The following is a 12614-nucleotide window of genomic DNA, read 5'->3' as shown; positions in this document are numbered from 1 at the left end:
GGAGATGTAATGGACGCCTCCCTCCTGCCCGAAGGTGACGACGGCGGTCTGCAGAACGACAGGAGCCCTCGCAATACCTGACGGCATCTAAAGTGCCAAAGTGGTGGTGTAGCAACAACCACAAACGGTAAGGAGGGCTCGATATGAAGATTACGACATTCGGTCTGGACCTGGCAAAGCGGGTTTTCCAACTGCATTGGGTGGATACCGCTACCGGTGAAATCTGCCGCCGGCAAGTGAAACGGGCGCAACTGAACGAGTTCTTCGCCAACCGGGAAACGTCGGTGATCGCGATGGAGGCCTGCGGCAGTGCGCACTACTGGGGCCGGCTGTTCCAGGAGCTTGGGCATGAGGTCAGGCTGATTCCCGGGCAGTTCGTCCGTCCGTTCGTGAAGAGCAACAAGACCGACGCAGCCGATGCGCAGGCGATCTGGGAAGCGGCGCAGCGGCCAGGGATGAAGTTCGTCGCGCTCAAGAGCGAAGGCCAGCAAAGCGTGCTGATGTTGCACCGGATGCGCGAGCAGTTGGTGAAGATGCGGACGATGCAGACTAACCAGCTACACGGGCTGTTGTACGAGTTCGGAGCCGAGCTGCCAAAGGGGCGACACAAGGCGCTGGAGCGGATTCCTGATGAGCTTGCGCGGCTGGAAGACACGTTGCCAGTGATGGTGATCGAAGCGATCCGTAGCCAACTACAGCGAATTGAGACATTGGGCCAAGACATCGCCGAGCTTGAGCACAAGCTGGCGGTGTGGAAGAAGGAAGATGAAGCAGCCAAACGACTGATGGCCATTCCGGGTGTCGGCTTGCTCACCGCAACAGCGGCGGTAGCAATGATTGGGGATGCCAAGACATTCAAGTCTGGGCGCGAGTTTGCCGCCTTCCTCGGCCTGGTGCCACGCCAGAGCGGCACCGGCGGGCGAGTGAAGTTGCTGGGGATCAGCAAGCGCGGTGATGTGTATCTGCGCACGCTGCTGATTCATGGCGCCAGGGCAGTGGCGACGCATCAGAAGGTGCGCGATCCCTGGCTGGACCAGTTGCTGGCGCGACGACCGTTCAATGCGGCGGTGGTAGCGCTGGCCAACAAGATGGCACGAACGATCTGGGCGCTGTTGGCCCATGGCCGGACGTATCAAACGGACTACGTGGCCAAGGCCGCGTAAAAGATTAACGAACCCTTTAGGAGGTGGATCGCTGAAAGGTTGCGCAGGTTGATGTGCGCTTGATGGCAGAACAGGTCGGACCGTGGGGAAGTAAGCCTGAATGATGGCCAGTCCTTCGAGGACTCCAAGGAGATGAGGCCTTCCCCTGCGAATTCCATCAGGGCCAGCAGACTCCGAGTCTGCAATAAAGGCCGGATATAAGTCTGCAGCCAGATCTCGAAGCCCGCATCGAACATCGCTTGCCAAGCCGGGAGGCGTCCATATAAGGCCATCATGAAATTGTTCTACGCGCCCGGTGCCTGCTCGCTGGCACCGCACATCGTGCTGGCCGAGACCGGCCTGCCGAGCGAGCTCGAGGCGGTCGATCTGCGCGTCCAGCCGCACCGCACCGCCGGCGGGGTCGACTACGCGGCGATCAACCCCAAGGGCTATGTGCCGGCGCTGCAGCTGGACGACGGCGCGGTGTTGACCGAATGCGTGGCGGTGCTCCAGTACCTGGCCGACCAGGCGCCGCAGCAGCGGCTCGCCCCGGCCAACGGCACGATGGGGCGCTACCGGCTGCAGGAATGGCTGAACTTCATCGCCACCGAGGTGCACAAGGGCTTCTCGCCGCTGTGGAACCCCGCTGCCGGCGCCGACGAGAAGGCCGGCGCGGTGCAGCGGCTCGAGCGCCGCTTCGCCTGGCTGGACACGCAGCTGGCAGGCCGCGACTATCTGACGGGGGAATTCAGCATCGCCGACGCCTATCTGTTCACCATCCTCAACTGGACCCACTACCATAAACTGTCGCTCGACGGCTGGCCGACGCTGAAGGCCTATGTCGAACGGGTGGCCACCCGGCCCGCGGTGAAGAGCGCGATGAGCGCCGAAGGCCTGCTCGGCTGAGTCGGCCGCCTTGCCGAACCGACGCCCCGCTCGCGGGGCGTTTGTCATGGTGCGGCGGCCTGGCGATACTGCGACGGGGACATCGGCCGCGAGGCGTGGACGGTGGCCTCCATCACACTGCCGGCCATGCTGCGTCGCTGCGCTACGTCACCGGCGTTGAATGCCGTTTTCCCGCCAAGGGGATTCGGTCACCCCTCGGCATCCTGCCTTGTCACTGTCCTGAGGTTGCCCTGAAAGCCTTCACATGAACGATACCCCACTGCTCGACTACGCCCCGCTCGCCGCCGCGCTGCAACGCTTCGCCGACGAGCGCGACTGGCAGCGCTTCCACACCCCGCGCAACCTGATGCTGGCGCTCACCGGCGAGGTCGGCGAGCTGGCCGAGATCTTCCAGTGGAAGAGCGACGCCGAGTGTGCGCGGCTCGCCGACGATCCGGCAGCCTGGATGCACCTGAATGAGGAGCTGGCCGACGTGCTGCTTTATCTCGTGCGGCTCGCGGGTGTGCTCGGCGTCGATCTCGACCACGCGGTGCGCGACAAGCTTGCGAAGAACGCGCTGAAATACCCGGCCCCGCCGGCGAGGTAGGACGAGTCTGCTCTTTTGGCATAGAGAGCGTTGATTCTCTATGCTGAAACGGCAGCCAAAACTTGCATCGAGGGGGAGTGATGAACCAGATCGACTGGAGCAATTGGCATTATCTCGCTGTTCAGCTCGGCATCAAGGTGGTCGGCGCGCTGGTGTTCTGGGTGGTCGGCCGCTGGCTGATCCGCTTCGCGTCGGGGATGCTCGACCGGCAGCTGGCCCGGCGCGGTGTCGATGCCACGCTGGTGCGCTATGTGCACTCCTTCTTGTCGGTGTCGCTGACCGTCCTGCTGGTGATCGGCATCCTCGGCTACCTCGGCGTCGAGACCACCACCTTCGCCGCGGTGCTCGCCGCCGCCGGCGTGGCGATCGGCCTGGCTTGGAGCGGCTTGCTCGCCAACTTCGCTGCCGGGCTGTTCCTGATTGTGCTGCGCCCGTTCAAGGTCGGTGACATCATCTGCGCCGCCGGCGTCACCGGCACCGTCACCGAGATCGGCCTGTTCGCCACCACCATCGACACCCCAGACAACGTCAAGACGCTGGTCGGTAACAACAAGCTGTTCTCCGACAACATCCAGAACTACAGTGCCAACCCCTTCCGCCGCGTCGACCTGAAGGCGCAGCTGGCGGTCGGTGCCGACCATGCGCAGGCGATCGCGCTGTTGCGCGACAAGCTCGCCGCGATCCCGAATGTGCTGGCCGACCCGAAGCCGGACGTGGCGCTGCTGGAGTTCACCCCGTTCGGCCCGGTGCTGGCGGTGCGGCCGTACTGCAAGCCGGGCGACTACTGGCAGGTGTATTTCGACAGCAACCTGGCGATTCGCGAGGAGCTGGGCCGCGCCGGCTTCCCGGTGCCGGAGCAGCCGGTGGCGCTGCGCCAGCTTTGATGCCAAACGGGTGAATACACCGGTCCTGCGGGACCAGTTTGTGATTTTGGGTAAATTTCTGTCCAAATTGCGACAACTGGCCTATTGCTAAGGGGCTAGTTTGTTTTAGAATCCCGCAGTTTTGTTCGGAACATCCCCATGACCCAGACTGCCACCCGCCCTGCGTTGCCGCAGACCTCCCGCGCCGGAGGGAAGGGGTCGTTGCTGGCAGCTGCGGTGTTCCGAGCCCTCAGTGTTTCCAGAAAATAAGCTCCTGATTCGGGAGCTTTTTTTTTGGCCAAAATCCGACGAGACGCGCATTTAAGGAAAGCGAAGCCATGGCCAATCCACTCTACCGAAAGCACATCATTTCGATCCCGGACTTCAGCCGGGAGGAACTGGAACTCGTCGTGGACACCGCCGGCCGTCTCAAGCACGCGCCGCGCAACGACCTGCTCAAGGACAAGCTGATCGGCAGCTGCTTCTTCGAACCGTCGACCCGCACCCGCCTGTCGTTCGAGACCGCGGTGCAGCGCCTGGGCGGCAACGTGATCGGCTTCGCCGACGGCGCCAACACTTCGGCGAAGAAGGGCGAGACGCTGGCCGACTCGATCAAGATCATCAGCTCCTACACCGACGCGGTGGTGATGCGCCACCCGAAGGAAGGCGCGGCGCGCCTGGCGAGCCAGTTCTCGGCGGTGCCGGTGATCAACGGCGGTGACGGCTCCAACCAGCACCCGACGCAGACGCTGCTCGACCTGTTCACCATCAAGGAGACGCAGGGCACGCTGGAGAACCTCACCCTGGCCTTCGTCGGCGACCTGAAGTACGGCCGCACCGTGCACTCGCTCACCCAGGCGCTGTCGCAGTTCAACTGCCGCTTCTACTTCGTGTCGCCGGAAGCGCTGGCGATGCCGGACTACATCTGCGAGGAGCTGGACGAGAAGGGCGTCCAGTACACGCTGGTGAACAGCCTCGAGGACGTGATCCCGCAGGTGGACATCCTGTACATGACCCGGGTGCAGCGCGAGCGCTTCGACGAGGCCGAGTTCCGGAAGATCCAGGGCAAGTACGTGCTGCGCGCCGACATGCTCGCCAACGCCCGCCCGAATCTGAAGGTGCTGCACCCGCTGCCGCGCGTCGACGAGATCGCCGCAGATGTCGACAGCACGCCGCACGCCTACTACTTCGAGCAGGCCAGGAACGGCGTGTACGCCCGCCAGGCGCTGCTGGCGCTGGTGCTGAACGAGACCGTCTGAGCGGCCCCTACCGGATAGCGAATAAAGGAACTGACATGCAATACACCCGTACCGTCGAAGCGCTCAAGGAAGGCACCGTCATCGACCACCTGCCGGCCGGGCAGGGCCTGAGGATCCTGAGCCTGTTCAAGCTCGCCGACACCGGCGAGCGCGTCACCGTGGGGCTCAACCTGTCGAGCCGCCACATGGGCGCCAAGGACATCATCAAGGTGGAGAACATCGCGCTGACCGAGGAGCAGGCCAACGAGCTGGCGCTGTTCGCGCCGCGTGCCACCGTCAACGTGATCGAGAACTTCGAGGTGGTGAAAAAACACCAGCTGGAACTGCCGGAGACGATCGAGGGCATCTTCGACTGCCCGAACTCGAACTGCATCTCGCACGGCGAGCCGGTGAAGAGCTTTTTTTATGTAAAGCCGACAGTTAACGACACAAAAATGAAATGCAAGTATTGCGAAAAGGTGTTCAGTAAGGATATTGTAGCGGAAGTGAAGTAAACGCTCTGGTGTCGACAGACGCACCGATGCGTTGCACAGGTTTACGGAGAAGCTGTACAAGAAGCGCTGCGACGACGGCGTAAAAAAAGAGAAGGGCGCCACGGGTCACCGTGGCGCTTTTCATTTCACGGCTTCCGCTGGCTTGCATTGACCAGCGCCGGCTGCCAGAGTTCCGACATGCTGCGGTTTCCCGTTTCCTTCATCCCCTCCCGACGCTGGCGGCTGCGCGCCGCGCTGTCCGACCTCTTGCTCGCCGCCGTGCTCGGCGTGGCGGGGGCGCTCGCCACCATCCTGTTCCGCGAACTGCTCTACCTGATCGAGTCGCTGCTGGCCGCCGAGCCACGCAACGGTCTGGTCAGCCTGGCGCGCAGCCTGGCGCCGTGGCAGCGCGTCATCGTTCCGCTGGTCGGTGGTTTCGTGGCCGGACTGATCCTGCAGAAGGGCCTGGCGCTCGCGCGCGGCTCGGCCACCGGCGACTACATGGAGGCGGTGCGGGTCGGCGACGGAAAGCTCGGCGTGCGCACCACGCTGGTGAAGAGTGGCTCGTCGCTGCTGTCGATCGCGTCGGGCAGCTCGATCGGTCGCGAGGGCTCTATGGTGGCGCTCGCGGCGCTGGTCGGCTCGCTGAGCGGCCAGCTGCGCAGTCTGCCGCGCTACCGGCGCCGCCTGATGGTGTCGTGTGGCGCTGCCGCGGGGCTTGCATCGGCCTACCATGCACCGCTGGCGGCGGTGCTGTTCGTCGCCGAGATCGTGTGGGGGCGGCTGCACGTGCGCCAGCTGGTGCCGCTGGTGGTGTCGGCGGTGCTGGCGAGCAGTACCGTCTACCAGCTGTTCGGCTACGAGCCGGTCTACCGGCTGGCGACGCTGCCGACACTGTCGCTCCCCCAACTGCCCGGCTACTGCCTGATCGCGCTGCTGCTCGGCGCGATGGCGCCGGCCTATATCGCGCTGTTGGAACACACTCGCCGCCTGTTCGGGCGGCTGCCGCTGGCGCTGCCGTGGCGGATGACGCTCGGGGGGCTGCTGGTCGGCCTGCTGTCGCTCGTCTATCCGGAGGTGTGGGGCAACGGCTACAGCACGGTGACGCGGCTATTGAATGAGCCGCTCGGCTGGTCGCTGGTGCTGGGCATCCTGCTCGCCAAGTTGGTCGCGACGGCGGCGAGCACCGGCTCGGGTGCTGTCGGCGGGGTATTTACTCCGACGCTATTTGTCGGGGCGGCGCTCGGCACGCTGGCAGGCCTCGCGATCAATGCCCTGTGGCCGGGGTGGCTGAGTCTTGCGGCATGCACGCTGGTCGGCATGACTGCCTTGCTCGCCGGTGCAACGCAGGCACCACTGATGGCGATGCTGATGCTGTCGGAGATGACCGGCCAGTATTCCCTGTTGCTGCCGGTGATGTTGGCGGCAGTGCTGGCGGTGATGGTGAGCCGCTTGCTCGGCGGCGGGTCGATCTATCCGCGATAGGCGAGGTTGGCCGAGTCCACGCTCCTTCGCCGGGGTCAAACTCGTTTGGCAAAGTTTTTCGGTAATTCACCGTTCGGTTGGATGGGGGAGGAGCCCATCGCGCTTCTCGACCAACTCTTAGTGCAGACAGTCGCTTTGTCGGTCTCGCCCGACCGGCGAGTTACTTTTCTTGCTTCGCCAAAAAAAGTAACCAAAAGAAGGCGACCCCACGACGCCGGCCCGCTACGCGGGCTGCCCTGCGGGCGACACGGCCAACGGGCGGCTGCGCAACTCGTGCCGGCGTTGCCAGCACTCGGACAGTGCTCGTCGACATCCCCCGTTGACCGCGCCGTCCTCGGCGGCGTCGAAGAGGGCAGGGTGGTCGTTGGTAACGATCATTAAGTTTGTTTGGAAAAACCGTGGGTTACTTGGTCTACCGTTGGCTGTGGACAAGATGCTTCGCTGGACCCTTTCTGTGGATAACGGCAAAGATTGGTAGAACAGTTTTGATCTCATTTGAAGAGAACGGATTCGGCCAATGTTTGGGGCTCACTCACGAAGCCGGCGCCGTTGTTAAGCTTTCCAAATCCACTGCTGCAGCAATCGGCCGGCCCATCCCCTTTGCGCCGCCGAGCGATCGTCAAGCGGCCAGGTTTTAAGCCACGGCATGTTCGAGTGGGCGGACGTTAGCCGCCCGCGAGTTCGGCGGCGCCTGGCCGCTTGGCAGGCGCGTGGGAAGCCGAAGGCCAGCGCGGTGGGGTCGTCTTTCTTTGGGTACTTTCTTTGACGAAGCAAAGAAAGTACCTCGCCGGTCGGGCGAGACCGACAAGGCGGTATGCCCAACCACGTTGACCAAATGGCACGCCTGTCCGTCAATGGCCGTCGTATTTCAGCTCCCATAAAAAAAGCCCGGCCGAAAGGCCGGGCAATCCGTCATCAACAACAAGGAGCTCATTAGGCGGCGTGACGCACCGGCGGCGGGCTGCGGTACTGCGCCAGTAGCTCTTCGCGCCTTGGTGCCACCTCGCCGGCATGGCGAGCCTTCACGTGGCCGTAGCCGCGCACCCTCTCGGTCAGGCGCACCAGCTCCACTGCGGTGGCGAGCTTGTCGCGGTTGAGGCTGGTTTCCAGCTCGTCGAGCAGCGCCTCGAATTCGGCGATCAGCTGGCGTTCCAGCTTGCGGTCGGCCTGCCAGCCGAACAGGTCAAGCGGCGTGCCACGCAGCACCTTCAGCTTCGCGACCCATTTCATCGCGGTGAGCAGCCACGGGCCGAAGCTGACCTTTTTCGGCTTGCCGCCGGTCAACCAGCCGGCGCCCAGATGGAAGTGCAGCTTGAAGTCGCCGTCGAACTCGGCATCGAGCTGACGGGCAAACTCGCCATCGGTGTAGAGTCGCGCCACCTCGTACTCGTCCTTGTAGGCGAGCAGATGGTAGTAGGCCTTCGCGACCGCCACGGTCAGCGCGGTGCTGCCGGGCTTGGCGCGTTCCTCGGCGGTGCGGATCGCCTGCAACCGGGTGCGGTAGCGTTCGGCCAGCTTGGCGTCCTGGTAGGCGGTCAGCCGGCTCATCCGGTCGTGCAGCAGCGCATCCGGAGTCTCGCGCGGCATGAAGTTGAGCACCGCGTTCGGGGTGACCAGCTTTTCCAGATCGCGCACGTCGTGGGCGGCGTGGCGGCCCCATTCGAATGCCTGCTGGTTGAACGACACCTGCGCACCGTTCAGCTCGATCGCCTTGACGATCGCTTCGCGCGACACCGGTACCAGACCCTCCTGCCAGGCGTAGCCGAGCATGAACATATTGCTGGCCAGCGCATCGCCCAACAGGCCGGTAGCGAGCTTGGTGGCGTTGACTTCGTGGAAGTGGCTGTCGCCCACCGCCTCGCGCAGCGCATCGCGCATGCTGCGTGCCGGGAACGGCGCGTCCGGGTTCTTCAGGAAGGCGCTGGTCGGCGACTCGTAGTTGTTCAGCACCACCGAGGAGTAGCCCTCGCGCAGCTTGGCGAGCGCCTCGGCGCTGGCGCTGACCACCAGGTCGCAGCCGAGCACCAGCCGGGCATCGCCGGCGGCGATGCGCACCGCGTGCAGGCTGTCCTGGCTGTCGGCGATGCGCACGTGCGACCACACCGAGCCGCCCTTCTGCGCGAGGCCGGCCATGTCGAGGATGGTGACGCCCTTGCCGTCCAGGTGGGCCGCCATGCCGAGCACCTGGCCGATCGTCACCACGCCGGTACCGCCGACGCCGGTGACCATGATGCCGTAGGGCTGGCGCGAATCCGGCAGGTGCGGCTCGGGCAAGGCCGGCAACGCCGCCAGGTTGGCCGAACGGCCGGCCGGCTTCTTCAGGCCGCCGCCTTCGACGGTGACGAAGCTCGGGCAGAAGCCGTCGAGGCAGGAATAGTCCTTGTTGCAGCTACTCTGGTCGATGCGACGCTTGCGCCCCAGTGGGGTCTCGGCCGGCAGCACCGACAGACAGCCGGACTTCTCGCCGCAGTCGCCGCAGCCCTCGCACACCGCCTGGTTGATGAAGACACGCTTGGCCGGGTCGGGATACTCGCCGCGCTTGCGACGACGGCGTTTCTCGGCGGCACAGGTCTGGTCGTGGATCAGGATGGTCACGCCTTCGACCTCGCGCAGCTCGCGCTGCAGGCGGTCGAGCTCGTGGCGGTCGTACACCTCGACCCCCGGCGCCAGGTTGGTGACGCCGTGGTACTTGCCGGCGTCGTCGCTGGTGATGACGATGCGCTTCACGCCCTCGGAGGCGAGCTGACGGGTGATCATCGGCACGTCGAGCGGACCGTCGACATGCTGGCCGCCAGTCATCGCCACCGCGTCGTTGTAGAGGATCTTGTAGGTGATGTTGACCTTGGCGGCGATGGCGGCGCGGATCGCCATCAGGCCGCTGTGGTAGTAGGTGCCGTCGCCGAGGTTGGCGAACACATGGCGGGTCTCGGTGAATGGCGCCTGGCCGATCCACGGCACACCCTCGCCGCCCATCTGGCTGAACATGCTGGTATGCGGCTCGATCCACATCGCCATGTAGTGGCAGCCGATGCCGGCCAGCGCGCGGCTGCCGTCCGGCACCTTGGTGCTGGTGTTGTGCGGACAGCCCGAGCAGTAGTGCGGCACGCGCTGGATCGACTCACGCGGGCGCACCAGCTGCGCTTCCTTGTCGTCGTAGAACGCCAGCCGCTCCTGGATCGCCGCGCTGTCCACGTAGCGGGTCAGCCGTGCCGCGATCGCGCGCGCGATCATCGCCGGCGTCAGCTCGCCGGCAGCCGGCAGCAGCCAGTCGCCGTGCGGCAGCGCCCACTCGCCCTTCTCGGCGAACTTGCCGACCACGCGCGGACGCACGTCCTCGCGCCAGTTGTACAGCTGTTCCTTCAACTGGTATTCGATGATCTGGCGTTTCTCCTCGACGACGAGGATCTCGTCCAGTCCCTCGGCGAAGTGGCGCACCCCTTCCGATTCGAGCGGCCAGACCATGCCGACCTTGTAGATGCGCAGGCCGAACTCGGCGGCGGTCGCCTCGTCGATGCCCAGGTCGTCGAGCGCCTGCAGCACGTCCAGATACGACTTGCCGGTGGTAATGATGCCCAGGCGCGCGTTCGGCGAGTCGAGCACGACCTTGTTGAGCTTGTTGGCGCGTGCGAATGCCAGCGCCGCATATAGGCGATGGTGCAGCAGCCGCTCTTCCTGCGCCAGCGGTGGGTCGGGCCAGCGGATGTTCAGGCCGCCCTCGGGGATCGGGAAGTCATCCGGGATCACGATCGGCAGCCGCTCGGGCGTGATGTCGACTACCGCCGAGCTCTCGACCGTGTCGGAGATCGCCTTCAGCGCCACCCAGCAGCCGGAATAGCGGCTCATCGCCCAGCCCAACAGGCCGTAGTCGACCACCTCCTGCACGCCGGACGGCGACAGCACCGGGATCATGCTGGCGGCGAGGATGTGGTCGGACTGGTGCGGGAAGGTCGACGACTTGGCGGCGTGATCGTCGCCGCACACCAGCAGCACCCCGCCGTTCGGGCTGGTGCCGGCGGCGTTGCCGTGCTTGATCACGTCTCCGGAGCGGTCGACGCCCGGTCCCTTGCCGTACCACAGCGTGAACACGCCATCGACCTTGGCGCCACCGAACAGGTTGACCTGCTGGGTGCCCCAGGCCGCGGTGGCGGCAAGGTCTTCGTTGATGCCGGGCTGGAATACGATGCGGTGCTGTTCCAGCAGCTTGCCAGCCTTGGCCATCGCCTGGTCGACGCCCCCGAGCGGGGAGCCGCGGTAGCCGGTGACGTAGCCGCCGGTATTGAGCCCGGCCGCGCGGTCGCGGTCGGCCTGCAACAGCGGCAGACGCACCAGCGCCTGGATGCCGGTCATGAACACCTGCCCGGTCGGGCGGACGTACTTATCGTCGAGCGTCAGCTCGCGCAGCGAATGGTCATGCGAGGACATCGGTTCGTTTCTCCTCATAGTGAGACGTGCGCTTGTGGCGCCTTCACTCCCCGCCTCGGCCGGATAGGCCGTGGGCTGCCGATTTTCTCTGGTTATAGGGCAAGGGGCGTCGCTCGACTATAGATTCCGCTTACGTAAACGTCAAAGAGGTGCTGCCGAGCACGACGATTGGTCAAGGGACTTGCGGCTTTTGTGCCAGTGCAGCAAGCGACAGCCTGGCAACCCGACAGGCATAATCGCGTGATCATCACTGACGAAACTGAGAGCCTGTTATGAACCTGATCGTGGCCGCGTTGGCGGCAAAAAGAGCGCAGGGCAAGGCGCGAGCTGCGCCGCTGTGCGGGCACAGCAAGCGGGGAGCAACGCTGCCATGCGCCCTTTTTGCCCCAACCCGGAGGGCCAAGCGTCCAGGGCGCCGTCTGCGGCGTTGCGGCGCTTGGTCAATGAATGACATTGACCTGCGCGACCGCGCCTTGCATCCAGCACCCTGGGCGCTTGGCGCGGCTCGCGAGCAGGTTCATAACAGGTTCTAATCATGAATTCTGCAAAATCCCACGAGGCCGGCCAGGGCGCGCTGTACGCCATCGGCGCCTACCTGTGCTGGGGCCTGTTCCCGCTGTACTGGAAACCGCTGTCGGCGGTGCCGGCCGAACAAATTCTCGGCCACCGCGTCGTCTGGTCGGCCTTGCTGTTGGCCGGCGTACTGACGGTGCGCCGCCACTGGGGCTGGCTGGGCGAGTCGCTGCGCCAGCCGCGCCGGATCGGTGTCTTCGCGCTGTCGTCGGCATTGCTGTCGATGAACTGGCTGGTCTATATCTGGGCGGTCAACCACGGCCGGGTGGTCGAGGCGAGCCTCGGCTACTTCATCAACCCCTTGGTCAACGTGCTGCTCGGCCGGCTGGTGCTCGGCGAGCGGCTGGCCAAGCCGCAACTGGCGGCGCTGGGCCTCGCCGCGCTCGGCGTGCTGTGGCTGACCCTGCACGTCGGCAGCGTACCGTGGGTGGCGCTGGTGCTGGCGGTGACGTTCGCGCTCTATGGGTTGTTGCGCAAGACCGCCCATCTGCCGTCGCTGGAGGGGCTGGCGCTGGAGACCTTCCTGATGGCCCCGATCGCGCTGGTCGGCCTGATCCTGGCCGAGCGCCACGGCAGCGGCGCCTTCGGCCATCTCGACATCCTGCGGACCCTGTTGTTGATCGGCGCCGGTGTGGTCACCACCGTGCCGCTGGTGCTGTTCGCCTCCGGCGCGCGCCGGCTGACGCTGGCAACGCTCGGGGTGATCCAGTACCTGTCGCCGACCTTGCAGTTCCTGCTCGGTGTGTGGCTGTACCATGAGCCGTTCGATATGGCGCGCCTGATCGGCTTCGGGCTGATCTGGAGCGGCCTGGCGCTGTACACCGGCGCAGGGCTGCTGCGGCTCTACCGCCGTTAGCAAACAGTCGCCCGTTCGGCCAGGCTTGGGCCGGCGGGCTTGTTACCGC

General features: G+C 65.1%; 9 protein-coding genes. 8 read left to right on the top strand and 1 reads right to left on the bottom strand.

The annotated features are described in order from the left end of the window. Positions 1-143 precede the first annotated feature (143 nt). The 7 genes from QU481_RS20355 (at position 144) to QU481_RS20325 (ending at position 6714) form a co-directional block, all read left to right on the top strand. Positions 144-1163, top strand: coding sequence for an IS110 family RNA-guided transposase (locus QU481_RS20355; protein ID WP_289828201.1), 1020 nt, complete (start codon positions 144-146; stop codon positions 1161-1163). Between the two features lie 273 nt (positions 1164-1436). Next, entirely contained in the window at positions 1437-2048 is a 612-nt protein-coding gene (gene gstA, locus QU481_RS20350) for a glutathione transferase GstA (protein ID WP_289831846.1), read from the top strand. 244 nt (positions 2049-2292) lie between these two features. Continuing rightward, positions 2293-2634 carry a nucleotide pyrophosphohydrolase gene (locus QU481_RS20345; protein WP_289831845.1) on the top strand — a complete coding sequence of 114 codons (342 nt, stop codon included), beginning with the start codon at positions 2293-2295 and terminating at the stop codon, positions 2632-2634. An 80-nt stretch (positions 2635-2714) separates the two neighbouring features. Beyond that, positions 2715-3518, top strand: a complete 804-nt coding sequence (locus QU481_RS20340) for a mechanosensitive ion channel family protein (RefSeq protein ID WP_289831844.1) — start codon at positions 2715-2717, stop codon at positions 3516-3518. Positions 3519-3835: 317 nt separating this feature from the next. Continuing rightward, positions 3836-4756 (top strand): aspartate carbamoyltransferase, encoded by a 921-nt coding sequence (gene pyrB, locus QU481_RS20335; protein WP_289831843.1) that lies wholly within the window; start codon positions 3836-3838, stop codon positions 4754-4756. A 35-nt stretch (positions 4757-4791) separates the two neighbouring features. Further along, positions 4792-5250: an aspartate carbamoyltransferase regulatory subunit gene (gene pyrI, locus QU481_RS20330; protein ID WP_289831842.1), complete on the top strand. Its 459-nt coding sequence runs from the start codon at positions 4792-4794 to the stop codon at positions 5248-5250. A 177-nt stretch (positions 5251-5427) separates the two neighbouring features. Next, complete coding sequence (locus tag QU481_RS20325; protein WP_289831841.1) at positions 5428-6714, top strand: chloride channel protein; 1287 nt, start codon at positions 5428-5430, stop codon at positions 6712-6714. Between the two features lie 933 nt (positions 6715-7647). On the opposite strand, the gene QU481_RS20320 is transcribed toward QU481_RS20325, so the two are convergent. Further along, positions 7648-11136, bottom strand: coding sequence for an indolepyruvate ferredoxin oxidoreductase family protein (locus QU481_RS20320; RefSeq protein WP_289831839.1), 3489 nt, complete (start codon positions 11134-11136; stop codon positions 7648-7650). Positions 11137-11671: 535 nt separating this feature from the next. On the opposite strand from QU481_RS20320, the gene rarD reads away from it, so the two are divergent. Next, positions 11672-12565: an EamA family transporter RarD gene (rarD, locus tag QU481_RS20315; protein WP_289831837.1), complete on the top strand. Its 894-nt coding sequence runs from the start codon at positions 11672-11674 to the stop codon at positions 12563-12565. Positions 12566-12614 lie beyond the last annotated feature (49 nt).

Source organism: Crenobacter oryzisoli (genome assembly GCF_030385785.1).
In the GTDB taxonomy this organism is placed as follows: domain Bacteria; phylum Pseudomonadota; class Gammaproteobacteria; order Burkholderiales; family Chromobacteriaceae; genus Crenobacter_A; species Crenobacter_A oryzisoli.
Note: the sequence above shows the minus strand (reverse complement) of the source record. Positions and strands in the feature narration are given on the sequence as shown.

Coding starts and splice junctions, on each gene's coding strand:
- QU481_RS20340 (WP_289831844.1), top strand. CDS start 2,715: ATGAACCAGATCGACTGGAGCAATTGGCATTATCTCGCTGTTCAGCTC.
- QU481_RS20345 (WP_289831845.1), top strand. CDS start 2,293: ATGAACGATACCCCACTGCTCGACTACGCCCCGCTCGCCGCCGCGCTG.
- pyrI (WP_289831842.1), top strand. CDS start 4,792: ATGCAATACACCCGTACCGTCGAAGCGCTCAAGGAAGGCACCGTCATC.
- rarD (WP_289831837.1), top strand. CDS start 11,672: ATGAATTCTGCAAAATCCCACGAGGCCGGCCAGGGCGCGCTGTACGCC.
- gstA (WP_289831846.1), top strand. CDS start 1,437: ATGAAATTGTTCTACGCGCCCGGTGCCTGCTCGCTGGCACCGCACATC.
- QU481_RS20320 (WP_289831839.1), bottom strand. CDS start 11,136: ATGTCCTCGCATGACCATTCGCTGCGCGAGCTGACGCTCGACGATAAG.
- QU481_RS20355 (WP_289828201.1), top strand. CDS start 144: ATGAAGATTACGACATTCGGTCTGGACCTGGCAAAGCGGGTTTTCCAA.
- QU481_RS20325 (WP_289831841.1), top strand. CDS start 5,428: ATGCTGCGGTTTCCCGTTTCCTTCATCCCCTCCCGACGCTGGCGGCTG.
- pyrB (WP_289831843.1), top strand. CDS start 3,836: ATGGCCAATCCACTCTACCGAAAGCACATCATTTCGATCCCGGACTTC.